The sequence below is a fragment of the Pseudobutyrivibrio sp. 49 genome (genome assembly GCF_900100545.1).
Taxonomy (GTDB): domain Bacteria; phylum Bacillota; class Clostridia; order Lachnospirales; family Lachnospiraceae; genus Pseudobutyrivibrio.
In genome coordinates this window covers 96,813-121,797 of record NZ_FNDP01000007.1, presented here as the reverse complement: position 1 = coordinate 121,797, position 24,985 = coordinate 96,813, and the positions used below count along the sequence as shown (strand labels likewise).

24 protein-coding genes are annotated in these 24,985 nt (G+C 38.9%); 4 read left to right on the top strand and 20 right to left on the bottom strand.

From position 1 onward, the window contains the following. A complete protein-coding gene (gene uxuA, locus BLP54_RS08310; protein ID WP_090168705.1) occupies nucleotides 1-1,074 on the bottom strand; it encodes a mannonate dehydratase in 1,074 nt (357 codons plus the stop codon). Beyond that, on the bottom strand, nucleotides 1,074-1,715 hold the full coding sequence (locus tag BLP54_RS08305; RefSeq protein ID WP_090168700.1) for a bifunctional 4-hydroxy-2-oxoglutarate aldolase/2-dehydro-3-deoxy-phosphogluconate aldolase: 642 nt from the start codon (nucleotides 1,713-1,715) through the stop codon (nucleotides 1,074-1,076). Before BLP54_RS08305 ends, uxuA begins: the two co-directional genes overlap by 1 nt. A 147-nt stretch (nucleotides 1,716-1,862) precedes the next feature. Here BLP54_RS08305 and BLP54_RS08300 point away from each other — a divergent pair, with 147 nt between their 5' ends. After that, a complete protein-coding gene (locus BLP54_RS08300; protein ID WP_090168697.1) occupies nucleotides 1,863-2,744 on the top strand; it encodes a helix-turn-helix domain-containing protein in 882 nt (293 codons plus the stop codon). Between the two features lie 4 nt (nucleotides 2,745-2,748). Here the strand turns inward: BLP54_RS08300 and BLP54_RS08295 are convergent, their stop codons facing one another. Next, nucleotides 2,749-4,146: a prolyl oligopeptidase family serine peptidase gene (locus BLP54_RS08295; RefSeq protein ID WP_090168694.1), complete on the bottom strand. Its 1,398-nt coding sequence runs from the start codon at nucleotides 4,144-4,146 to the stop codon at nucleotides 2,749-2,751. Nucleotides 4,147-4,167: 21 nt separating this feature from the next. After that, entirely contained in the window at nucleotides 4,168-7,026 is a 2,859-nt protein-coding gene (locus BLP54_RS08290) for a glycoside hydrolase family 3 protein (RefSeq protein ID WP_090168752.1), read from the bottom strand. Nucleotides 7,027-7,209: 183 nt separating this feature from the next. On the opposite strand from BLP54_RS08290, the gene BLP54_RS08285 reads away from it, so the two are divergent. Next, a complete protein-coding gene (locus tag BLP54_RS08285) occupies nucleotides 7,210-7,917 on the top strand; it encodes a LytR/AlgR family response regulator transcription factor (RefSeq protein WP_176754512.1) in 708 nt (235 codons plus the stop codon). Beyond that, nucleotides 7,914-9,158: an ATP-binding protein gene (locus BLP54_RS08280; protein ID WP_090168686.1), complete on the top strand. Its 1,245-nt coding sequence runs from the start codon at nucleotides 7,914-7,916 to the stop codon at nucleotides 9,156-9,158. Before BLP54_RS08285 ends, BLP54_RS08280 begins: the two co-directional genes overlap by 4 nt. A gap of 54 nt (nucleotides 9,159-9,212) precedes the next feature. On the opposite strand, the gene BLP54_RS08275 is transcribed toward BLP54_RS08280, so the two are convergent. Next, the gene (locus BLP54_RS08275) at nucleotides 9,213-9,725 is read right to left on the bottom strand and encodes a hypothetical protein (RefSeq protein WP_090168683.1); all 513 of its coding nucleotides are present in this window, start codon (nucleotides 9,723-9,725) and stop codon (nucleotides 9,213-9,215) included. 236 nt (nucleotides 9,726-9,961) lie between these two features. Here BLP54_RS08275 and BLP54_RS08270 point away from each other — a divergent pair, with 236 nt between their 5' ends. Continuing rightward, complete coding sequence (locus BLP54_RS08270) at nucleotides 9,962-10,606, top strand: DUF4867 family protein (protein WP_090168681.1); 645 nt, start codon at nucleotides 9,962-9,964, stop codon at nucleotides 10,604-10,606. Nucleotides 10,607-10,681: 75 nt separating this feature from the next. Here the strand turns inward: BLP54_RS08270 and BLP54_RS08265 are convergent, their stop codons facing one another. The 15 genes from BLP54_RS08265 to BLP54_RS08195 all read right to left on the bottom strand — a co-directional run bounded on the left by BLP54_RS08265 (nucleotide 10,682) and on the right by BLP54_RS08195 (nucleotide 24,904). Continuing rightward, on the bottom strand, nucleotides 10,682-12,733 hold the full coding sequence (locus BLP54_RS08265; protein ID WP_090168678.1) for an FtsX-like permease family protein: 2,052 nt from the start codon (nucleotides 12,731-12,733) through the stop codon (nucleotides 10,682-10,684). Next, nucleotides 12,726-13,493 (bottom strand): ABC transporter ATP-binding protein, encoded by a 768-nt coding sequence (locus tag BLP54_RS08260; protein WP_090168674.1) that lies wholly within the window; start codon nucleotides 13,491-13,493, stop codon nucleotides 12,726-12,728. The genes BLP54_RS08265 and BLP54_RS08260 overlap by 8 nt, the downstream gene beginning before the upstream one ends. A 113-nt stretch (nucleotides 13,494-13,606) precedes the next feature. Next, on the bottom strand, nucleotides 13,607-14,518 hold the full coding sequence (locus BLP54_RS08255) for a sensor histidine kinase (RefSeq protein WP_242870666.1): 912 nt from the start codon (nucleotides 14,516-14,518) through the stop codon (nucleotides 13,607-13,609). Further along, nucleotides 14,505-15,179, bottom strand: coding sequence for a response regulator transcription factor (locus tag BLP54_RS08250; protein WP_090168673.1), 675 nt, complete (start codon nucleotides 15,177-15,179; stop codon nucleotides 14,505-14,507). The genes BLP54_RS08255 and BLP54_RS08250 overlap by 14 nt, the downstream gene beginning before the upstream one ends. 18 nt (nucleotides 15,180-15,197) lie before the next feature. After that, nucleotides 15,198-15,890, bottom strand: coding sequence for a MerR family transcriptional regulator (locus tag BLP54_RS08245; RefSeq protein WP_090168669.1), 693 nt, complete (start codon nucleotides 15,888-15,890; stop codon nucleotides 15,198-15,200). Next, the gene (locus BLP54_RS08240) at nucleotides 15,868-17,388 is read right to left on the bottom strand and encodes a MutS-related protein (RefSeq protein ID WP_090168666.1); all 1,521 of its coding nucleotides are present in this window, start codon (nucleotides 17,386-17,388) and stop codon (nucleotides 15,868-15,870) included. Before BLP54_RS08240 ends, BLP54_RS08245 begins: the two co-directional genes overlap by 23 nt. Before the next feature lie 52 nt (nucleotides 17,389-17,440). Then, complete coding sequence (locus tag BLP54_RS08235; protein WP_090168662.1) at nucleotides 17,441-17,689, bottom strand: hypothetical protein; 249 nt, start codon at nucleotides 17,687-17,689, stop codon at nucleotides 17,441-17,443. Continuing rightward, nucleotides 17,686-18,444: a HipA domain-containing protein gene (locus tag BLP54_RS08230; RefSeq protein WP_090168659.1), complete on the bottom strand. Its 759-nt coding sequence runs from the start codon at nucleotides 18,442-18,444 to the stop codon at nucleotides 17,686-17,688. Before BLP54_RS08230 ends, BLP54_RS08235 begins: the two co-directional genes overlap by 4 nt. Further along, entirely contained in the window at nucleotides 18,434-19,006 is a 573-nt protein-coding gene (locus BLP54_RS08225; RefSeq protein WP_015550163.1) for a helix-turn-helix domain-containing protein, read from the bottom strand. Before BLP54_RS08225 ends, BLP54_RS08230 begins: the two co-directional genes overlap by 11 nt. Before the next feature lie 39 nt (nucleotides 19,007-19,045). After that, nucleotides 19,046-20,341 carry a serpin family protein gene (locus tag BLP54_RS08220; protein ID WP_090168655.1) on the bottom strand — a complete coding sequence of 432 codons (1,296 nt, stop codon included), beginning with the start codon at nucleotides 20,339-20,341 and terminating at the stop codon, nucleotides 19,046-19,048. A gap of 20 nt (nucleotides 20,342-20,361) precedes the next feature. Continuing rightward, entirely contained in the window at nucleotides 20,362-21,273 is a 912-nt protein-coding gene (locus tag BLP54_RS08215; protein WP_090168653.1) for a hypothetical protein, read from the bottom strand. After that, entirely contained in the window at nucleotides 21,270-21,833 is a 564-nt protein-coding gene (locus tag BLP54_RS08210) for an RNA polymerase sigma factor (RefSeq protein ID WP_090168651.1), read from the bottom strand. Before BLP54_RS08210 ends, BLP54_RS08215 begins: the two co-directional genes overlap by 4 nt. Before the next feature lie 129 nt (nucleotides 21,834-21,962). Then, nucleotides 21,963-22,298, bottom strand: a complete 336-nt coding sequence (locus BLP54_RS08205; RefSeq protein ID WP_090168648.1) for a PqqD family protein — start codon at nucleotides 22,296-22,298, stop codon at nucleotides 21,963-21,965. Then, a complete protein-coding gene (locus BLP54_RS08200) occupies nucleotides 22,288-24,168 on the bottom strand; it encodes an OPT family oligopeptide transporter (RefSeq protein ID WP_090168748.1) in 1,881 nt (626 codons plus the stop codon). The genes BLP54_RS08205 and BLP54_RS08200 overlap by 11 nt, the downstream gene beginning before the upstream one ends. 148 nt (nucleotides 24,169-24,316) lie before the next feature. Further along, nucleotides 24,317-24,904 (bottom strand): NADH peroxidase, encoded by a 588-nt coding sequence (locus BLP54_RS08195; protein ID WP_090168645.1) that lies wholly within the window; start codon nucleotides 24,902-24,904, stop codon nucleotides 24,317-24,319. Nucleotides 24,905-24,985 lie beyond the last annotated feature (81 nt).

Genomic DNA, 24,985 nt, shown 5'->3' with positions numbered 1-24,985 from the left:
CTATCCCCTTTTGCTGCTTTTGTCGATTGCTTCCCAAAGTCCGTTAATGTATGTTGCACCAAGGGCTCTGTCATAAAGACCATAACCTGGCATTGCCTTCTCCCCCCAAATCATACGACCGTGATCTGGTCTGATAGGTCCTGTAAAGCCGATATCATATAAAGCCTTCACTATCTCGTACATGTCGAAGCTTCCATCTGAAGAAAGATGTGCAGCCTCTTCGAAATCTGTAGGTGAATTGAACTTAAGATTACGAACATGTGCAAAGTGTAGTCTTCCCTTAAGGCTTCTAATCATATCTGGCAAATCGTTCTCTAAGTTTGTACCATATGAACCTGAGCAAAAGGTGACGCCATTGTGAGGGTTATCAACCATTTTCATCATTCTCTGAATGTTTTCTTTATTGATGATGATTCTAGGAAGTCCAAACACTGGCCATGCTGGATCATCTGGATGAATCGCCATGTTGATGTCGTACTTGTCACAAACTGGCATGATTCTCTCTAAGAAATACTTAAGGTTTTCAAATAAATCCTCATCAGTAATATCTTTGTATTCATCAAATAATTCTTTAACATGAGCAAGTCTGTCTGGCTCCCAGCCTGGCATTACAGCTCCGTTTGTATCACCTGCGATAGAGTTGAACATCTCCTCTGGAACAAGTGCATCAACAGCCTCCTGTGTATAGGCAAGTACGGTAGAACCGTCTGGTCTCTTTCTAGCAAGCTCTGTACGAGTCCAGTCAAATACTGGCATAAAGTTGTAGCAAACCAGGTGAATATCTTCCTCACCAAGATTCTTTAAAGTCTCGATATAGTTATCAATAAGCTGCTCACGACTTGGCTTTCCAAGCTTGATATCCTCGTGAACATTTACACTTTCGATACCTGATACCTTAAGGCCTGCTGCCTCAACCTCGTCCTTCATAGCCTTGATTCTCTCGCGGCTCCAAACCTCTCCTGGCTTTGTATCGTAAAGGGTAGTGATTACTCCCTTAACCCCAGGAATCTGTCTGATTTGCTCCAATGACACGGTGTCAAAATCTTTTCCGTACCATCTAAGTGTCATTTCCATTATGCTCTAACCTCCTTAACGATTTCCGCTGCCTCGTGTGTCAATTCCTTAATCTTCTCGAAATCGCCATCAGAGATAAGGTTGCCCTTAACCATCCAAGTACCACCACAGGCTACGATTTTGTTATATGCTAAATATTCTTTTACATTATCTTTATTGATTCCGCCTGTTGGCATGAATTTTAATTTTGTATATGGAGCAGCTACAGCCTTAATCATTGGAAGGCCACCTGCTGGCTCAGCTGGGAAGAACTTTACAAAGTCCAAGCCAAGTTCCATTGCCTGCTCCATCTCTCCAGGAGTCTGTACACCTGGAGTAACTGGATAACCCTTCTCAAGGCAATGCTTAACCACATGTGGATTAAAGCCTGGAGCAACGATGAACTTAGCTCCTGCTGCAATAGCCTTATCTGCCTGCTCACAAGTAAGAACTGTGCCTGCCCCAACAAGCATATCTGGGAAATCATGTGTAAGAATCTTAATAACTTCCTCTGCTGCATCTGTTCTAAAAGTAACCTCTGCTGCTGGAAGACCACCGTCCATCAATGCCTGACCAAGTGCGTGGGCATCTTTCGCATCTTCCAAAACCACAACTGGAATAATTCCTATCTCTTCAAACTTATTTTTTAATTCCTCGTACATTATTATCTCCTTATATTCCGCAAATACTTTAATATACTTAGATAATAAAATAGTAATTTAACGATTAGTATTGTGTGACTTGTTGTGCACATTGCAAAAGTTGTTGTTTTATGTTATACGTAAAATATAATTTATCGGGGGATAATGATGAAAAAGAATTTAAAAACAGAATTTACCACAAGACAATATATGTTATCTCAGGACTTTGAAATCTATTATTACAGCGACAGAGTCCTTCCAAACGTTACTGCTCATACACATGATTACTTCGAATTTTTCTTCTTTATTGAGGGAAATATCATTATGTACATGGACGGAAAACAGTTTGTTCCAACACCTGGAACTATGGTAGTTATCCCACCTAATCTGCCACATTTTGCAAGGTTGATAGATGGTGATGTACCATATCGTAGATTCGTATTCTGGGTTACAGAAGATTTCCTTAAGACACTTGGAGATTTCTCAGAGGACTATCTTTATCTCACAGACAAGGCCAAGACCAGCGGAAACTTTTCTATTTACAAATTTAACGAAATTGAATTCAACACCATTCAGGGAAAGGTGTTTTCTTTGATTGACGAAATCCACGCCAACAGATTTGGACGAGATGCCAAGATTATGCTTGCCGTCAGCGATTTCATTATCAGCATCAACAGAATGATTTTTGAAAATCAACATCCTAATGTGACCACCTCAGAAACTGATTCTCTCTACCAGAGTCTCATTCAGTATATCGAAACACATATCGATGAGGATTTGTCACTAGACACCTTAGCGGAAAGGCTACACGTAAGTAAATACCATATTTCCCATGTGTTCACCGACACCAATGGTCTTCCACTCCACAAATACATAACAAAAAAGCGCCTCGACATGTGCCGAGACGCAATTCTTAGCGGACAGGATATTTCTATCGTTTCTGCCGCCTATGGCTTTTCTGATTACTCTGTATTCTACAGGGCCTTTACCAAGGAGTACGGAAAAAGCCCTAAGAAATACCGTGATGAAAAAACCCGTATTAATAGCTAGCCTATTATCTGCTCTGCTGTGCTAACCAATCCCAAAGATTTACACCATCCTCTTCGCATTCATTGTTGAAGAAGTAAATCCATGACCAGTGACCCATGTACTGATATGCTTTGCCATCTTCGCCCTCGAAGCGACCAGAATTATCATGAACATCATCAAATACTGATGTGTGAACATTTGCTCCAATAGCCTGTAATCTCTTGATTGTTGGAATCTCAAACTGATCAGGAACTACAGTGTCATCATTTGCTGCATAGATAAACCATACAGGTAAATCCTTGATTCCCTTAAGCTGTGAATCTGTGATACCAGAATCCTTGTAAGCTTCGCAAATTGGGAATGCTGCTGCAAAATAATCTGGATAGTTGAGAATCATATCCATTGTCATGAAACCACCATTTGAGCATCCTCCGATGTAAATTCTATTAGGGTCAACACCTTCGTTTTCTGCAACGTACTGATCGATAAGTCCCTTTACGTCCTTAAGATAGATTGAATCTTTTCCTGGGTTGCTTCCCCATTCTCCATCTTCATTGTACTGAAGCCAGAATGTCTCTGTCTGAGGTGTGAGGACATATGCGCCTCCCATTACCTTCTGGAATTCCTCTCCATATAAAGCCGATACCTCATTACCTAAAACAGCTACTTCGTTTTTGTTTCCACCTTCACCTGCTCCATGTAACCAAATTACAAGTGGATGCTTCTTGCCATCCTCTGCTGGCTTGAAGGAACCATATGTGATTGTGTGACCAGTCTCACCTGTGTATGTTCCGCTCAAATCTGCACCCTCAAGCTGTGGATAAATAGCAGCATCAAGTGAAAGATCAATCTTGTCATCTACAGTAATCTTTGTAATTTCAGAACCATCTGTTGTAGAGATAGTTTTTCCATCATTTAAAGAAACAGCAAGTGTGTATGGATCACATACTGTATTCTGTGATGTGAAAATATCATAGCAAAATGGGCTTCCATCATTAGGGCTGTAGTACATTTCAAGTGCTACATACTCTGAATCATCTGACTTATTTCCCTGTGCGTCGCATGTGTAAGCATCTGTAACCTGTCTGTCTGCTGTTACCTCGATGTGCTTGCTTGGGTCCTCCTCTGAGTCCTCTGCTAATGCAGCAAAATCGAACTGCTCCTTAGTCTCCGCAACACTAAAAGCGTCTGCTGCAACTGAATCAGACTCTACTTCTTTGTCTAAGTGAAGAATAGTCTTTGTAACTGCAGGGCCCCAATCATCACCCATTACAACTGCTGTCTGTGTACCAGAAAGCTCTGTTACAGGTGCAACTGGCTCCTCCTTTGGCTGCTCATCAGCCTTTGCAGAAGAGGCTCCACAGCCTACTGCACTCATGGCCATAATAGATGCCATTAGTAAAACAATACTTCTTTTCTTCATTAGTAAAACCCTCCCTAAAAACTAGTTGTTCATCTTTTTGTATTTCTTCATTGTGCCTAACTCTAAGAAGATAAGTAAAGCTGCAAGGATAATATCAATTACAATAAATGCAATCTGCCAGTTGTAAAGACCTGTGTGAAGGTTCTCTGGCTCGTATGCACGGCTATTTACAACAGTGTACATAATGTTCTTTGATGCAGTTCTAAGTGCCTTGATTCCTGTTGCACTTGTCTGGTCGTTAACTGTGTTATCTCCCATCTCATATGCTACAAGCATAAGGTCGTTACCATTTCTGATACATGCATCTGCATCCATGAAGTTTGCTCCAAGGAAGTAATCTGTGATAACCATTCCTCTGAAGCCCCACTCGTCGCGTAGTACTTTATTAAGAAGGCTGTCATTAGCCCCTGACCAATGTGGTCCGATGTAGCTGTAAGAGCTCATAACTGCCTGTGCGCCGCCATCCTTGATAGCGATTTCAAATGGCTTAAGGTAGATTTCTCTGATAGCCTGCTCTGGCGCCCAGATTGATACCATGTTCCATCTATTTGTTTCCTGATCGTTCATTGCGAAATGCTTTACATAACTGTAAACACCAAATTCCTTAGCCGCAATTACTTCCTGAGCAATAAGTGTTCCTGAAAGTAATCCGTCCTCAGATACATACTCAAACTCACGTCCCCCTAGGGCTGCTCTGTGTGTGTTGATAGCTGGTGCATACCAACCTGAGGCGTCCATTTCATCACACATCTTACCCATGATATGGCCATACTCGTAGCCAAGATTTTTGTCAAATGTACAAGCAAGTGTCACTGAAGAAGGCATACCAATTGAAAACTTTCCAGTGAAGTTGTTTGTAATAGAAGCTGGGCCATCGCAATCTGTTGTTCTAGCCTTTTCTACTGAAGCTACTTCCATTGTCTGGTATCCCCCGAGACCTACAAGTGAAACCATCTCTGGTACTGTAAGCTGGTCTAAAAGTGTTTCCCATCTTTCGTCATCGTAATCAGCTCCTCTTAAATCCTCCAGCTTCATTCCATTGTTAGCGCCTGTTATTGGCATCTCGTCAGAAGCATCATTGTAATCCTCTGGATTGTAGTTGAGATTGCAAATGTAATTTGCCTTCATCTCGTCTGACATTGAATAATTTGTTGGTGCAGCTGTAGCCTCTGCATAATTTGCAAAGTGATTTGCACGTGAAAGGTAAGTAGCTGTACCCTGTGAATCCTCAAAGTGATTTGTTGCTGCCACCTGGTCAGATGTACGCTTGTTAGCCTCGTTAAAAACTACTGTAGCTCCTACCTTGTATGTTTTCTCATCAATAACTGTGTGAGCATCCTCTCTTAATGAGATGATGTAATCTCCCTCCTCGAGGACATATGCCTTCTCATTCTTGTCATCATAAGAAGCAAGTGACTCCTCTGAGAAAGAAAGAGTGATTGTCTGAGACTCACCTGGCTGAAGTAAATCTGTTTTATCAAATGCCACAAGATTTACAGCAGATTTCTCGATTCCACCGTTTGTGTAAGGTGGTGTATCATATAATTCAACAGCTGACTTGCCCGCAACATCGCCAGTGTTTGTAACAGTAACATCAACTGATAATGTACCGTCATTTACAGTTAAATCTCCCATTTCCTGCTTGAAAGTTGTGTAAGATAAACCGTAGCCAAATGGGTACTGAACCTCTTTGTCATAATCAATCAAGCCTTCAACTGCTGCTGTTTCATAAAATCTGTAGCCTACATAAATACCTTCTACGTAGTTTACGAAGTGAGGCTGGCTTACACCGAGAATTGGATCACCTGAATCAAGTGTAAACTCTTCTACATTGTCAAATGCATAATCACCAAAGTTGTTGAACCAAGGTGCGTTTGCGATATTTCTTGCAAATGTATCTGAAGTCTTGCCTGATGGGTTTACCTCACCATTTAAGATTTCGCCAAGTGCTGGGAAGCCGCCCTGACCTAAGCCCTGGCACCATAAAAGTCCCTTGATGCTTGGATACTCATCTACGAAGTTCATCTCGAATGTGTTTGCGCCTGTATAAACAACGATTACGTTGCTGTAATCTGCACAAACCTGATCAAATAAGTCTCTCTCTGTTTTGCTAAGCTGTAAGATGTGCTGTCCCTTTGAGAAATCCTTATAATCCTCTGAGTTCTGTGTATAAGTTAAGCTCTTGTCAGATGCATCCTTTGGAAGGTCTGCACCCTCGCCACCTGAACGAGCAATAACAATCATTGCTGTGTCAGAATAGTTCTTTGCGTTCTCAAGCATATCTGCAGGATATGTTGAAAGTGCTGGCTCTGGAAGTGTCCAGTCCTGACCGAAAAGTCCAATTTCAGGTCTGTCTGTTCTGTATGCTGTGTAGAACTCTGAAAGCTCATCGTTTGTTTCAAAGCCTGCTTCGTGAAGTCCATCAAGAAGTGATGTTGTCTCGAAATCAGCTGAGAAACCACCGGAACCTGTTCCACCGTAATATGGATTTGTTGAAGACCAACCAAATACATTAATCTTCTTTGTGTCTGTTAAAGGAAGAATTCCTTTGTTCTCAAGAAGAACAATTCCTTCTCCTGCAATCTTTTCTGAAAGCTCTCTTGCCTCATCGATAGTCTTGTCAGAAACCTCTCCATTTCCTGTTGCAAGTGTAATCATGTTTGACATAGGGCCAAAGCAGATTAGGTTTGCGATAACAACGACTGCAAGTAAAAATGCAATCCAAGACTGTCTACGCATCATGAAGCGTGTAGTCTTTTCTTTCTTGCCTGCAACGATTGTAATAACAATTGCTGCCACAAGAATTACTGCAAGTGCAATCAAGTGCGGAGTAATCAGTTTTACAACGTTGATTACATCCGAAATGTTGATACTTAACATATCTTTCTCCTCCATCCTTTTGATGGTTTGCATTGTAGTCTCCACAAAATCCCATTTCAATAAAATGTCCTATCCTGTCATTTAGAATCCCTGTTTTGTCAAAAATCGATTTTTCCATATGATATAATTGGTTTTAGAAAGTCACTAATGATTACTAGTAACAGCCATTTTTCAGGAGGCGTGATGCTGAATATTGCACTTGTAGAAAATGATAATACTGACGCTGAGCTATTTACCGATATCGCCAGTGCATATTTCATTGATGCAAAAGAGGAATTTCATATAGATATTTTCACAGCTGGTGAAGATTTCCTTGCTGCTTATAAAAGCCAGTACCAGATCGTATTTATGGATATTGAGCTGGATGGTATTAATGGAATGAACACTGCCAGAAAGCTTAGAGAAATTGATAACAATGTTATTTTGATTTTCCTGACTAATCTGGCTCACTATGCCATAGCAGGCTATGAGGTAAATGCTACCGACTATATCTTAAAGCCACTCCAGGAAAATGCTTTCAAACTTAAGATGCCAAAGGTTATGGCTCAGATTCATCAGCAGGATAAAAAGACCATCACTGTTCTTTCAAAGGGACAGATTCACACCTTTTCCACTGATGAGCTGTACTATGTGGAGGTGCTTTCCCACAGGCTCTACTACCACACTCTGGATGGAGTTTACGACGTAAGAGGCACCATGGCAGAAGCAGAATATAGCCTTTTCAAATATGATTTCAGACGCTGCAACAATAGCTACTTGGTCAATCTTAGATTTGTAACCGGTATTCAGGGAAATGATGTGAAGGTGGGACCACATGAGCTTTCCATCAGCAGACCCCGCAAGAAAGAATTTATCAATGAATTAACCAACTACTTAGGAGGACAACTATGATAGCTTTTCATCTGTCACCTTTCATAGTTTTAATACAACTTTTCGCCACCACTGGCATACTTCTGTTTTATCAGGAACGCAGAAGCTACTTTTGGCCAAGACTTCTTGGCACTTTGACATGTGTCATAGGACTTAATTTCCTGTGGGGATTTTTCCCTCCAGAGCTTGATACAGTAGCCTATGCTCTTCAGTTTTTCTTTATAGTTATCGGAATTACTGCCTGCTTCAAGCTTAGCTTTTTATCGGCCCTTTTCTGGGGCGCAGCAGGACTTACCATACAGCATTTAGGATATTCTGTAATGACTCTTGTAGGTGGTGTGGTTCCAAAGCTATCTTATTCACCTATAATTATGATTATCGTATTTACGATAGTATTTATTAGTGAATACTTTTTACTTACAAGAAAGTTAGGCAGAGACTTTGAATTAAAAGAGAACTATGTTTATCTGACAATCATTTCTCTTGTTGCAATGTTCACTACCACATTTTTAAATTCCTACAGAATGAACTTTGCAGAAGATAATGCACTTATAACCATTACTTCAATCTACTCTATCATTTGTTCTGTTCTTACTCTGGCACTTCAACTTGGTCTTTTTGAAAAGACAAAGATGGAGCAGGAAGTTCTTGTACTGGAGCAGATTATTGCAAACGACAGACAGCATTATGACGACTCTATGCAGAACATGGAAATGCTTAACATGTACTGCCACGACCTTAAGTATTTCCTTAGAAGAAATGCAGATGAAGTAGGCTCCTTCCAGCAGCAGGCTGAAAAATTTCTTTCTACCTTTGATGCTGAAATTGCCACCTATAACCACGCTTTAGATACAATCCTTACAGAAAAATCCTTATACTGTGCAAACAATGATATCCAGTTTACCTGCATGGCAGATGGTCAGCTTTTGGAGCACATGGACACCGTTGATATTTATTCCCTCTTTGGAAATCTTTTATCAAATGCCATCGAGGCAGTATCGTCTTTAGAAAACAAAGAGCGCCGCATGATTTCCTTAACCCTGCGACGCCGTAACGACTTTGTTCATATTTTGATTGAAAATTATTATGACAGCAAGCTGGAGTTCCACAACGGACTGCCAGCTTCAACAAAAGAAGAAGCGCACCTCCACGGCTACGGCCTAAAGAGTGTACGCTATCTTGTAGAAAAATATCACGGTAATATCACCATCTCTGCTGATGATGACATCTTCCGTGTAAATATTTTGATGCCGATAGCTTAGGAAGATTTCCTAAGCTCAGAGTGTTATATCACATTTGAAACTGAATTAAAAACCTTATTTATCAGGAACTATTGGAATGTAATTCCAATTATCATTTAACTCTGCTGGTAGTGTTTTGATTATGTCATCAAACCCAGCATATTCTTCTCCATCTTTATCATGACTAACTGGTGTACCTCTCAAATACACATTTTCTGCTTCAGGATAACTAGAAGATATGTATTCCTGTATAGAATCCTCCAACGTTGCAACATCTTCTATTTTATCTGGGTCATAAAAGTACATTACTGTTACAGATTTTTCTGCACCTTTTTCCCCTTCTAAATTCACATCCAATTTGCAGCCAAGCATGCCATAAATTTTCATAATTTCTTTGGTGTACATATTCTTTAGATATTCGTCGAAGATTTCCTTCTTTTCCTCTTCTGTAAGACCTTGGGAAGATTGAATTTCTTCTTCGCTAAAGACACCCTTAGGAATATCTTCTGTAGAAATATTTTGGGTTCCACAGGCCACACTGCATATGAAAACCATTACTATAAAGACCATCAGTATTCTGGATTTCATAAGTTCCTCCTTATGATAAATCAAAATCACCACATTCAAGTCTTACTACGACTAATACTATTTTAACACATTTCCTACACATTACTGTACAAATTGTGGCGTATTTTATTGTGTATACTTACTTAAAGCAATTTTTTAACTTGTTTTAGTTAAATATTGGGAAGAAGAAGGCGTCCCCAGAAAGGTATAATTTTATCATTGAAAATCGTATTACGATTAAAGAGGAGGTTAATGTAATGAAAATTTTAAAGGTAACAGATCCTGAATTTATCAACTACGGTAGAATCATTGAGGGATATGAAGCTGAAAAGAAGGAAATCGTGGTGGCTCTTAAGAACAGCACTCCTATTCCAGAGGGTACAGAATATGTAGCTGAGGAGAAGGCTCTTCAGAGCTTAGCTGCTGCAGATAAGATTACAAATTCTTTATTTGGTGGTTCACCTATGCAGTTCGGATGGTGCAATGGTCACAACACAAAGCTTAACTGCCTTGAGTATCACCGTTCAAGTGAAATCAACTTAGGTTCTACAGATTTCATCCTTCTTCTTGCTAAGAGAGAAGAAATCGTTGACTACAAGCTTGATTCAAGCAAGGTTAAGGCTTTCCTTTGCCCAGCAGGTACAATGATTGAAGTATACGCTACAGCACTTCACTATGCACCATGCCAGGCTAGCAAGGATTCTGGCTTCCAGGTACTTGTTGGTCTTCCAAAGGGTACAAACGTAGGCTGTCCTGATTTCGAGAGTGTTAACACAGAGGACAAGCTTCTTACAGCAACCAACAAGTGGTTACTCGCTCACGCTGAGTCATCAGAAGCTAAAGATGGTGCCTGGATTGGTATCACAGGCGAGAACATCGATATCGCAGCTGATTTAAAATAATTTCACTGTAAACTTTAAAAGGAAGATTTAGCCCTCGACTAAATCTTCCTTTTTCTTTACCAATGAATCTCATCCTTAGTACTCTGGCTCTACAGCATTTGCATTATAGAAATTAATCTTGCTATCACGTACCTCTGCCTCTGCACCGTAAACTATATTGTAATATTGCTTTGAAGTCATCTTATAAACCAATGTGTAAACCGCTACAAATATCAGGCACACCGCAAGTGTTGCCAAGAAAAATGTAAGAGTATCAACCATTACCAGCATGTTCATGAAAAGTCTTAAAATCTTGCTTGCCACAAGCATGTGGATGATTGCTGTTCCAACAGGAAGGAAGAAAATGATTCTAACCTGATTTCTAATTGTCTGCTTGACCTCTTTTTCTGTTAAACCTGCATTACTTAAAATCTTAAATCTCTTTTGATCCTCAAATCCCTCTGACATCTGCTTGTAATAGATAATCATTACTGTCTCAATAAGGAACAGGATTGCCAGGAAGATTCCTACAAAGAATGCTCCTCCAAGTATTCCATAGAAAAAGCTGCGCTCCTGCTGCTTATATTTTACTGAAATAGCATCTCCATATTCAGCATTAAGATTCTGCTTAAATGCATTGAACTGTGCATCATCTATCTTTTTACTGTCAAATCCTACGTAAAGAGTCTTACTGCTATCTGCAAATAAACCGCTATTATCTATCAATTGGGACATGACAGTTTCGTCTGGTACGATGATTACCTCCTTACCAAACAATGTCATTGTTGAGTCAAAAATGACATCTATAGCATCAGTATCAATTGCTGCTTTTTCCACATAATCCTTACCAAAAATGGAAACTACATCGCCACTTTCATCTTTTGATTTATCACTATATCTTAATATTTCCTGTGAATTTAATATTTCATCTGTACCTGCATAATGATTGTAATCCTCAAGAGTCATAATATATACAACGCTCATATGATTAAAATCATAGGAAGTTAAAGGTAAAAGCTTATTTTCTTCAGCTACACAAGTAGTTACTATGAATTCACGATAATTAATTTCTTCTGGCTGAATTCCATTTTCATCTGCTGCATTCTTGATTGCAGCTAAATATTTTTCCTCAGCTACATCTTCATTCTTCTCCCCGCGGATCATAACATCCTGTTTGATCATTGCATTAATGTTCTGCTCTCCAAGAGCCATAAGTGATCCTGAGCAAACCATCAAAAGGATAACTCCTGTTGAGAGAATACAGATAGATGCAAGACCTACTGCATTGTGCTTCATACGAAATAGCAAATTTGAAATGCTAATAAAATTCTTTGTCTGATAATAATATTTCTTATTCTGCTTTAAAAGCTTTAATACAAAGATGCTTCCAGCAACAAATAGTGCATAAGTTGCTACCATAACAAGTGGAATACTCTTCATAAGTCTTTCCATAGCATCTAATGTACTTGATGTGGAAAGAGCTAAATAATAACCAAGTGCCAGACATACCGCCCCAATAACTAGTAAAGCTACCTTTACCTTTGGCTCCTTTTCGCCTGTGTTCTCACTCTTCAGCAATTCAATAGGCTTACCTACTCTTATGGTGAAAAGATTGTAAATCAAGCATGCTGCGAATACAGCCATGAAAAATACAAATGTCTCTACGAATGCTGTTACAGGAAACTCAAGGCCCTTCACTGGCTGCTGATGTGTCAGTCTATATAAGAACATCACCATCAGCTTGTTTAAAAATGCACCACCTACAATTCCAATGCCAATGCTGGCAACTGCTTCTATAAGTGATTCAATTAAAAGTACAACTGTAACATGCTTCTTGCTAAGTCCTAAGATTCCGTATAAACCAATCTCTTTTCTACGAGACTTCATAACAAACTGATTGCCATAGAACATAAAGATTGATGAAAAGAATGCTACTGCAAAGCTTCCAATCATAAGGAAGATTACGATGTAATTGGCACCATAAAATGCGGGCTTACTGTCATTAATAATATATCTACTATGAATCATGGCTCTAAGAATTTCAAAGAGCATGACTGTAATAGCACTAACTCCGATATATGGAAAAACAGTCTTTTTATTATTCTGAATTCCGCTAATGGCGAGTTTCGACAAAAGATGATTATTCATTGTCTTCCCCTCCCCTCATGATTACTGTTACGGTATCGCAAATCTTATCAAGCATTTCGTTTCTCTTAAGGTCTCCTCTGTAAATCTGGTGGAAAACCTCACCATCTCTAATGAACATTACCCTATCTGCATAGCTTGCAGCTACGTTACTGTGAGTTACCATAAGGATAGTCTGTCCACTCTTGTGAATATCTCTAAGCTGATGCATAAGATTTGTTGCTGCCTTTGAATCAAGTGCTCCTGTTGGCTCATCTGCAAGTAAGATATGAGGATTTGTGATAAGAGCTCTTGCAACTGCTGTTCTCTGCTTCTGTCCACCTGAAACCTCATATGGATATTTCTTAAGAAGTGACTCAATTCCAAGCTCCTTTGCAAGTGGAAGAACCTTCTCATCCATAGTCTTGTAATCCTCTCCTGCAAGAACTAAAGGAAGTTTAATATTATCTTCGATAGTAAAATTATCAAGTAAGTTAAAATCCTGGAAAATGAATCCGAGATTATTGCGGCGGAAAATAGCACGCTCGCCATCTTTAAGATCTGAATAGTCTTTACCATTAATCAATACCTTTCCTGCTGTTGGTGTATCGAGGCTGGCAAGAATATTTAAAAGTGTTGTCTTACCGCTTCCTGACTCTCCCATGATTGCTACGAACTCTCCAGGTTCAACACTGAAATGCACATCCTTAAGTGCTGTTACCCCTTCACCACCAAGTCTTGTTTTGTATACTTTCTTAACATGATTTGCTTCTAAAACTGACATTATTTTCTCCTCCGTAAATACGTTATTGATTATTTGTCTCATCTGATGGTATAAGAATAACAAAAAAGGAAATGTGTTACCTTTTGATTGGCTTACATTTCCTCTCTCTAATCTTACATTTTTGTAAGGTCCGAATTTTTAAGTCCATCCTGGGAAATAGTAATTATTACGTCCGTACCCTTATCTTCCTCTGATTCTATTCTGATTTTATGACCAAGCTTGTCGCATACTCCCTTACACAAATACAAACCTAAACCGCTGGCCTTTTTATCTATTCTTCCATTGTAGCCTGTATATCCCTTTTCAAATACACGTGGTAAATCTTCCCCTCTGATTCCCATACCAGTGTCGCGAATGACTATCTCTCTGGCATCACTTAACTCTCTGGCAATAATCTTTACTCCACCCTTTTTAGTATATTTAAGTGCGTTGGATAAAATCTGCTCTAGTACAAAGCAGAACCATTTCTCATCTGTGAGAATGGAACCATCCAGATTTTCCAGCTCTACAGATAAATGCTGATGAATAAAAATTGTGGAATACTTTTTCACCACCTGCTTTACCATGCTTTCAAGCTGACAGTTTTCCAAGAGCAAATCTCCCGACATTTCTTCAAAGCGAAGATAATTAAGAGCAACCTCTACATAGGATTCAATTCTGAATAGCTCCTGACGACAATCTGCTGCATCAATCTCCTCACTCTGAAGCAGCAGTCTCAAAGCTGCTATTGGGGTCTTGATTTGATGAGCCCAAAGAGCAAAGAAATCTTCCTTTTCTCTGAGTTCTTCCCACTTCTCATCCGTATCTTCGGCTGTTGGTTGCCATGAATTCTGTATGGTTCTTATAATTTTCCTATGATTAAGAACACAGATAACTACTCCTAATAAAAATACAAAACCAATCTCATAGAAGAGAAATTCGCCATCTATGTTGTAGAGAACACCTATTATCCACAATAATATAATTAATATCGTATTTGCGATAATAAGAGTCTTGTTATTCTTCCAAAAACTATTCTCCAACAATATATCCAAGTCCTCTCTTAGTAGTAATAAAATCAGGAACTCCTGCGGCCTCTATCTTCTTTCTGATTCTGGTGACATTAACAGTCAGCGTGTTGTCATCTACAAATTCATCTGCTCCCCAAAGGCGCTCCATGATACTCTCTCGGGATACCACCTTTCCTGGGCGCTCCATAAGAGCTTTAAGGATTAGATATTCATTCTTTGTTAAATCCAGCTTGTCTCCATCAATAGTGGCTGTAGTGTCATCAAGATTCAGGGAAATATTTCCCACCTCCAGCTTATGAACACTGATGCTCTCCCCATAGCTTCTTCTAAGGATTGCCTGAAGCTTTGCTGTCAGCACCTGCAAATCAAATGGCTTAGCTATAAAATCATCTGCTCCCATATTCATGGCCATAACAATATTCATATTGTCATCAGCAGATGATAAAAATACTACTGGCACCTGAGATATCTTTCTTATCTCGCCGCACCAGTAAAAGCCGTTATAGCATGGCAGGTGAAGATCCATAAGTACAAGATCAGGCCCGCACTCATTAAAGGTCTCAATAACCTTCTGAAAATCCTCCACCACTGTACATTTCATCTGCCACAGAGATAAGTGCTTTGCAACCTCCTTAGCAATTATTTCATCATCCTCTACAATCAATACATTTTTCATATTTACACCCAACTCATTTTAATCTTGTTTCGTCTTTACGATTTTTACAGACTTTACAGCCTTAGCTATCTGGAAGAAAACTATCAGCAGCCAAACAAATAAAATAGCATATTTTGTTATTCCCGTGGAATCCTTTGGTTTAGCAATCAGACCCACAAAGGCACAGAATAATGGAAGGAAAATCAGATACATGACCCACGCAGTCTTTCCCGCCTTGTTTAATACAGGATTTGTATAAATCATATATCCCCATGGCAAAGTAGCCACCACATAATCATAGTTAAATGCAGTAGCAAGATTGTCGAGGAACTCTTCTGCAGGCGCAAACTGTACACCCTGTTTTTCCTCATCAGCTACATAATCGAAGAGACTAACCATCTCCTCCATGGATTTATTTCCATCACTTATTGCTTTCTGGCAAAGGCTTTTAGACGCATAAATTTTTGCTTCTTCCTCATCAAGTGCTTCCAATTGTTTTGTCAAAGCCTGTTCAACAGAAATGTCTCCATTTTGAATATCAGTAATTGTCTCGATGGACATGCCCATCTTTCTTAAAACAATTATCTGCTTTACCTCATCTAAATCTGCTTCAGTATAATCTCTATATTTACTTTCTTTATCTCTAACTGGATCAATAAGCCCCTTCTTTTCGTAAAAACGAATATTGCTTATTGAGATTCCAAGTCTTTCAGACGCTTCTCCTATTTTCATCTACGTAACTCCTTGCTGTCTGTACTATTTCCGTAGGATACTTTAAATATTCTAACAGCGCTATGGCATTTTTGCTACTAGAAATACCCAAATGTATCTTATAGTCGAAAAATATCTCATCAGACTCGATTTTACTGTCAAAATGATAATTGTCATATCCCTCTATTTCTGTCAGCTCCACATCATGAGTTGCAAGAAGGAGGTATACCTTCTTATCTGACAAGAATTCCAAAATAGCTTTTGATGCTGCGATTCTTTCCTTTGTGTTTGTACCCTTTAATATTTCATCTATAACAATAAGAAGTGGTTCCTCACAATCCTTGACTTCATCTATGATTCTCTTTATGTAATTTGCCTCGCGGTAATAATAACTCTCCCCAGACTGTACATCATCCCTGAGAGCCATACAGGTCATAATCTTCATTTTTGGCATAGCAAACTCCGTGGCGATACAGGTTCTGATAGCCTGTCCAAGAATAGCGTTAATTGCTACTGCCTTCATAAATGTAGATTTTCCTGCTGCATTTGGGCCTGTAATTATTACCTTGTTTTCCAGAGAAAAATCATTTCCAACAGGTGAGTCCAAAAGTGGATGTGCCATGTTTTTCATTTCAGGGTAATCAGATGTTTTCGGCTTGCACCAGTACTTACATCCTTCTCTGTACTCTGCCACTGATAAGGCAATATCGAGCCTGCCAATCAATTCCATTAATGTGGATATCTCATCCTTCTTCATAGCCAGTTTCTTAATAACTATGTTGTAAATTGCTATGTCGTAAAGCAATACACCATATAGATAATCCGTCAGAAGAGAACTTACATCTCCCGCTATGCTTGCGCGACGTCTTGAAATAACACCTACTAAAATTCTGTTTACACCTCCAAGAGCTTTTAAAGTCTCGCGTTCCTTATCAGTAACGTATTTACGAATTTCCTGATTCTTATTTAACTGGATTGCCACAGTGTAAATATCTTTGAAGGATGTAAGAGTATTTAAATAGATTTCGTATTTCTGTTTCACCATAAAATAAAAGGCAAAATTCACTGCTACATTTACACCTAAAGCTGCAAGGAAATGGCTGCTTCCTGTAATAAGTGCTAATAATCCAAATAATAAAAGCGTTGCCTGCAAAAGATAAATCACATATCCATGTTCAATAAGCATCAGCTCACTGTCCTGTAATATTTCATAAAGATAATAGCTCTCGTGACATTTTCCTATTCTATGGATTTTATCAGTAAGACTCTTTTTGAATTTTTTGTTCTGAGAGATTTCCACTGCCACATCATCTGCAAATTCATTCTGTCCACAATGTAGACTATGATATAAAAGCTGTTCACCAATAAAACTTTTTGTATGATTCACTTCAAGGAACACTTCATCCATTTCAAGATCGTTCCAGGTAATCTCATCTACCATGCCAGAATTCATTCTGTCATGCATTCTCCTAATATCTTTTAATCTGCTTTCTGCTTCGTAATATTTTCTTTCTGACATAAAAAAATCCTCCTATTTGAGGAGGATTTTAAAGTATGAACCTGGTTTAGAGTCAAGTATTTTCATTATTTTCTGTGTCAATTCCGTAAGCTTTTCTCATCCAAGGTGCGACAACGTACAGTATGATCAATATTACAAACATTTGTAAACAAGAAATCACTGTATCATTCAATGAAAACTCATGCTTTAAGATAAAATCCATTACCACAGTAAATAAACTTATACCAACTGAGACTGTAGCTGCTTTGATTATTATCTGTTTGAAGATTTTTTTATTTAGTTTAAATTTCTCAAGCTTCATAATTTAATAACTCCTATCAGTGAATAAAGCCTATCATAAACAGTATCTTCCCCGGAAATTTTTTCCTTTAAAAAGGACTCTATCCTATCATAATCAAATTCAAAAGAACGATATTTTCTCAAATAGCTATCATTCAAATCGAAGCTTCCGCTGAAAGCTTTTGCAAAGGCTTTCTTCTTATTCTCTGTCATTGCTTTCTCTTGCGAATACCGTTTATTTCCTACAAAAAGACTCTTACCATTATCAAATATGGGTGCTGGTCTAAATCTTTCCCCATCATAGATTAACCCCAAATTATTAAAATGCCTGTCCTCATTTAGGATTAACGCATCCATGGCAAAGGTATTTGCTAAATACTCTCTCAAATCAACTTTGGCGTTTTTATCCATAAACTCAAGGACATAATCTATAGCCTCATCATAATCCATCCTTGCTGTTACTGTTGCTAAATCGCCACCCTGAATATTGGAATAAAGTCTATACAGAGTAATGAAACTCTCATTAGGCTGCAAAAAATTTTCACTCATACATCCAAATTCATCGTTAATTTTGATTTGACTATATTTAACATAGTCTTTATCTGGCAAATTTGTTAGCGTCAATATGTCAGATGCAAGTTCCTCAACCTGACCTTCTCCACCATACCGATCGATTTTATACCAATTATTATCTTTGAAATATTTAATCTGAGTTCCATCACTTGTACCAGATTCCATAACAAGATATTCTGGACCAATTTCTATCTTAGGAAGCATTCTTTTTCCTCAACAAATCCGCATAGCAGATTGTCTCTCCTTCGAATTTAAACCAAGTTTTGTCTTGAACCATTTTTCCATGAGTTATCATGCAGATTTTATAGGGGTTAAACTCATCAAGACCAATCATTTTTAAAACCTCTTTAATATCTGGCCTGTGCTCATCCCAACAACGACGTCTTAATATCTCTCCAAATTCAAACCTGCTAATCTCATCCTTATAAAAAATCTGTTTTATTGGATTTACATCAAAGCGCTGAATCTTTACAGTAGTTTCACCAACGCGAATCGATGCAATAACCTCATCTTCCCACATAAGCAAGAAATCCTTTATAGGCTGCCCATTATCTTTTTGAGTAAACTGAATAAAAAGCTCGTCCATGCTTATTCCCAAAACTCTGGCAATCCTATATAAGCTTTCAGTCTTGGCATCTGTAATACTCTTTTTACCAGTAAACAAATTATAGATAGTAGAATACGCAACCCCAGAGCGCTCACTCAATGTATGTAAATTTAAATGGCAATTATTAAGTTTATCATTTAATAATATATCTTTATTCATAGGATTATTTTATCGCAGCTGCGATAAAATTTCAATATTTTACTCTACCATCTGTCCATAGAACAAAATCTCATTCTCAGAATTTTCAAGTTCCGTATATACAATAAACTTAAATGGCTCGTCAGCGTGGAACTCTTTTATCTCTGGTTCCTCCTGTTCCATAGCTGATTCCATCATCATGATAGCTGTTACCGCGGCTGCCTCGAGACCTTCTTCATCAGTCTTAATCTTTGTCTTCTGAATGATTTCATCAATCATAACATCATCATCTGTCATCTCTGAAAAATCCGCACCTGCTCCAAAGGCAGATGTAGCTCCTCGGCTATTGAGATAGCCAATCAGAGTATCACTTCCAAATTCACTATCAATATCCATCTTTGGAAGCTTTACATCTACTGTACAACGCTGGGCATTTTTCATAGCGTTGTCTAAATCAGATATATTTCCAAGAACAAATGCAGTTTTTACACCATACTTCAAAGGAAGAATTACAAGCTTTCCACCGTCTTCCTCATAGTAGTAGAACTCATTAGTCTGGTTCATGAAATCTTTCTTAACTTTGCTTCCATCAAAAGTCTTAAATTCGTCTTCTTTAGTCGAATACTCTTCAAATTCGTCCATCCATGGTGCTCTCAAATAAAGAGCATTAGCAAGAATTAATTTGTAATCATCTAATTTGTCAGCAAGCTTTTCTATCTGGCCGTTTGTGGATTCATTCACCCAAGAATTTACGGAATCTGTAAGTTTTTCACCTGGCAATGAAGCGGCAGTAGCATCATAGTTTTTTGCCACCTTATCAATATATTCTTTCTTAAATTCTCCACCACGGCTTTCATTAGCCCAGATAGAATTTACAATTTTAAAGGCTCCATCTGGAGTTCCTTCTCCATCTATATAATAATCATCATTTTTCTTGGCTTCCTCTACTTCCTTCTGATCCCCGGCGAGCCACTCATTGAAATCTACAGTTGAATTATAAACAAGTGAATACCAGTTATTCATCTGCTCCTCATTTTCAAAACCTGCGGCCTTAAGCAACTCTTCTTTTGTGTCGCCATTAGCTCCCGCAATTGCAAGGCAAAGGGCTGCCTTATATGAGGTTGGTGAAATCATGTAATTCTGATTTGCATAATCCTTTGTTTCAAGGAACTTAATTAATTCCGAATCAAAATCTCCCATCCCACCAATTACTTCTACATTCGTATTTACGTTTTTATGCTCTGTTGGGTCTTTTACAGGAGTTGTATTTCCTCCTGCACCAGAGTTGCCACAGCCTACAAACATTCCTGTCATAATCAATCCAATTAACAAAGCACTTATTAATCTCTTTTTCATTGCGGTTTCCTCCGTTATTTCTACTTTAATTCGAAGGTCATAATGATAGTTCCGTCTTTATAAATTCCAGTCTTATCACTATCCCAAAATACATCGTCCAATTCATCATAAGTATGATACTCAGCTGAAAGAGCAATATCTGCTTCCTCTGTGGTACCATCCTTGTATGTAACTGTGCAGTTTACCTTAACACCATCTAATATCTGATTAATTGCTGCCAGCTTATCCTGTATTGTATCTGGCTCAAAAATATCATGGTAAATTTTCTCATCAGAATCCACATCACCTCTGACAACTATCTGGAAGTATTTATCTAACTGATCTTCATAGGCTACAGTATATTGCTTTCCAAACTCGCTGGTGCCACTCTTCTTATCCACCTTTCCATCAACTCCATAGTTGTAGTTATAAACAGTCATTTCATACTTATCTACTGAATAAGTAATATTTGCGATGTTATCGCCTTCTACTATCAGCTTTGGAAGATAAAACTGGAATCCTATTCCATTATTATCTGTTCCACTAAAACCATAGGTTGTATATGAATCTCCAAGCTTTAATGGTATGGTCTTTCCAGATTCCAATAGAGTCTTATCATTCTCAGATGCACAGGCTGTTATAGTAAAGCTTCTTGCTGGCGCAGCACTTTCCAAAAGTGCATCTGAATCTTCACCCTTTTCCTCTGAGCTTGATTCTGCTGTATATGTTTCAGCTGCAGTCTCTGGCATAGCACTTTCTATTGCTATATCATCGGATGTATTATTCATTATTTTTATAACACTTCCAGCAACAACTACCAGGCAAATGCTTGCGGCAATAACTGCAGCTTTCCTGAAATATATAATCTTTTTTGCTGGCTTGTATTTGTAATACTTCAGGAGAACTTCGTCATCAATTCCATCCATGCTTTTATATAGTTCTTCTTTATTCATGATGCTAAATATCCCTCCTTCAAAAGTCTTTTTTGTAGCTTTGCTCTGATACGATTTAAAGTAACTGACACATTATTATTTGTCATCCCAAGTCGCTTTCCAATAGCACTTATGTCTTCAGTATAAAAATATCTGCCTACAAAAATGAGGGCTTCTTTCTCTGGAAGATTTTTTACGAAATCGTTGATGATATAAGACAGTTCATTTGCTAAAATTGACTGCTCCACGTTGTGATTCGCTGGAATACATTCCTGTAATTCATCCAAGACCTCTTCTATATTTCCGCCGCCACGCTTTTTGGCATGAAATTTCTCATATCTGTCAAAGGCAAGATTTCTAGTTATCTTACCAATGAATATGCGGAAAATTTCTGGTCTTGTTGGTGGAATAACATTCCAAACTCTTAGATATGTATCATCCAGACATTCTTCCACATCCAACTCATTCTTCAAAATCTTATCAGCGATTGATGCACAGTAATCGCCATATTTTTCGTCGGTCTCCCCTATTGCACGCTCATCTCTTTTGAAATAGAGCTCAATGATTTCTTCGTCTTTCATAGATTCCCCCTTTGTTGAATTTGTAAGCCTTACATCTATATAGACGGAAAAACATCTGGTATATTACAAAGATTATAAAAAAATTTTCAAAAAAAATCGACCACCCAATTTCTGGATGATCGATAATAATTAAACTCTTTTCACAAACCCTACCTGCTCAAGGTGCTTCATGTAAACGCTGAGGCGCTCGTAGAGGGGCTCGGCTTCATCACCATACTTGTCATGAACAAGCAATCCGATATCAAACACACTACGCGACCCATCAATACAGGTCCAGATAAATGAACCCATGCCCTCGAGGGTAATCTTGCTGACTGCAGGTTTCTTAAAGAACTTCTGAGCCACACGGTTTGTGAATCCTTTATTTTCCATTTCAACAATGACCTCTCCGGACTCAGTTTGAGTCCAGATGAGGTCAGAATATATCGCATATACGAAATCTAAATAGTTTTCTTTATTTGCCATTCTTCTTTCCCATAGCTGACTTGTAAACAGCTGCAGCTACTAAAATAATAAGTACAAGTGCTGGAGCATTTCCTGTTGGAATTACTGAGCTGAGATTCATCTTATCAGCAAGACCAGCTACTGTAAGGATAGCGAGGAGTACACCTACGATACCTTCACCAGCGATAAGTCCTGAGCAGAAGAGGATACCCTTTCCTGACTCGTCTTCCTTGTTACCATACTTAGCATCAGCAAACTTTCTGATAAGACCACCAACCATGATTGTAGCTGAAAGCTCAAGTGGAAGGTAAAGTCCGATAGAAACTGGAAGTGCTGCAATACCAAGAATCTCGATTGTGATTGAGATGAATGCACCGATGAAAATAAGTGTCCAAGGAAGATTTCCATCCATAACACCTTCGATAACCATCTTCATCATTGTAGCCTGTGGAGCTGCAAGCTTGTCTGAACCAAATCCATAAGCTGAATCAAGAAGAACCATAACGCCACCAATTGCAAGAGCTGCTGCAACAGTACCGATGATTTCACCAATCTGCTGCTTAACTGGTGTAGCGCCAAGGATGTAACCTGTCTTTAAATCCTGTGAAGTATCACCAGCCATACAAGCTGCGATACAAATAACTGAACCGATTGCGATAGCACCTGTCATTCCGTGTACGCCTGTATCACCCATAGCCTTAAGGCAGATTGTTGCGATAAGGATAGTAGCGATTGTCATACCTGAAACAGGGTTGTTTGAGCTACCTACAAGACCAACCATACGTGAAGAAACGGCACTAAAGAAGAAACCGAATACAACGATGATGATTGCGCCAAGAAGTGTAACAGGTACTGCTGGTACAAGCCAAATTGCAAGAATAAGAACTACGATAGAGCCAAGTACAAAACGAATGTCCATATCACGTGCTGTACGCTCTGTAGATGTAGAGCCAGCAGTCTTGATGCTCTTGATTGAATCCACAAATGTTCTAACGATAAGTGGAAGTGTCTTAATAAGTGAAATGATACCAGCTGAAGCTACGGCACCTGCACCAATGTACTTGATGTAGTTTGACCAGATAGCTGATGCACCATGTGCTGCATAAAGCTCTGCAACAGAAGCGCTAGCTGGGTACATAACGATATCGCCACCAAAAGCAACAATAGCTGGAATAAGTACGAACCATCCAAGCACACCACCTGCAAACATATATGCAGAAATACGTGGGCCACAGATGTAACCAACAGAAACGAGTGCTGGATATACCTGAGCAGAAAACTCTGTCTTAAGAGACTGAAGCTTAATTGTGAATACGCCCTGGATTGCGCAAAGACCATCAACGATGAACTTTACAGCTGCACCAATACCCATACCAACAAATACTGACTTAGCAGATGAACCACCTTCCTCACCAGCAAGAAGAACCTCTGCACAAGCTGTTCCCTCTGGATATGGAAGCACGCCGTGCTCCTGAACGATAAGTGCACTACGAAGTGGAACCATGAAGAATACTCCAAGTAAACCACCGAAAAGTGCGATTACTGTAATAGTAATGAGTGAAGGCTTGTCCATAACACCTTCCTTAGCCCAGATAAAAAGTGCTGGCATTGTAAAGATAGCACCTGCTGCAAGGCTTTCACCTGCAGAACCAATTGTCTGAACCATATTGCTTTCAAGGATAGAATCCTTTTTCATAATAACGCGAATAACAGCCATAGAAATAACTGCGGCTGGAATAGATGCAGATACAGTCATACCTACTCTGAGACCAAGATATGCGTTAGCAGCGCCAAAGATTACAGCAAGAAGAAGACCCATAATAATAGATGTAGGAGTCATCTCTGGAGTAACCTTATCCGCTGGAATGTAAGGTTTGAATTGTTCTTTCATAATATACATTACTCTCCTTATAAATATACAACTTGGTCTATTATATATTCACTTTAAAGTGGATGCAAATCGAAGCGATAAAGAGATAAAGAGATAAAGCAAAATACACCCCACCGTTTTCGGCGGGGTGTATTTTTATACTAAATAATTATTTAAAATATCGATTGAGGAAGCCTTCCAACGCCTTTCCGTGGCGGGCTTCGTCGCGAGCCATCTCATGAACTGTGTCGTGGATGGCATCAAGGTTATTCTTCTTAGCGCAGGTTGCCAAATCAACCTTACCCTGTGTAGCTCCAAACTCACAATCAACTCGCCATGCCAGATTCTTCTTTGTAGAATCAGTCATGTTTGTCTCTAAGTCAGAGCCAAGGAGCTCTGCAAACTTGCAAGCATGCTCAGCCTCTTCCCAGGCTGCCTTTTCCCAATAGAGACCAATCTCTGGGTAGCCCTCTCTGTGTGCCACGCGAGCCATACAAAGATACATTCCAACTTCTGAGCACTCACCTTCAAAATTAGCCTTGAGCTGCTCGAAGATGTACTTTTTATCTTCGTCAGTAATATCAGGATTGTTCTTTACTGTAGCGCCATAAACGCCAAATACATGCTCAGCCGCAAGGGTAATCTCACCCTCAACCTTTTTGAACTTATCACCACTCACATGACATACTGGACACTCATCAGGTGGATTGTCACCTTCATGAATGTAACCACAAACAGGACATACATACTTTGCCATAACTAGACTCCTTTCTATATTCACCTAATTTACAGGTGTATAAGGTCATCTTAACATACATACGTCGTCCCCTGTGTAAAT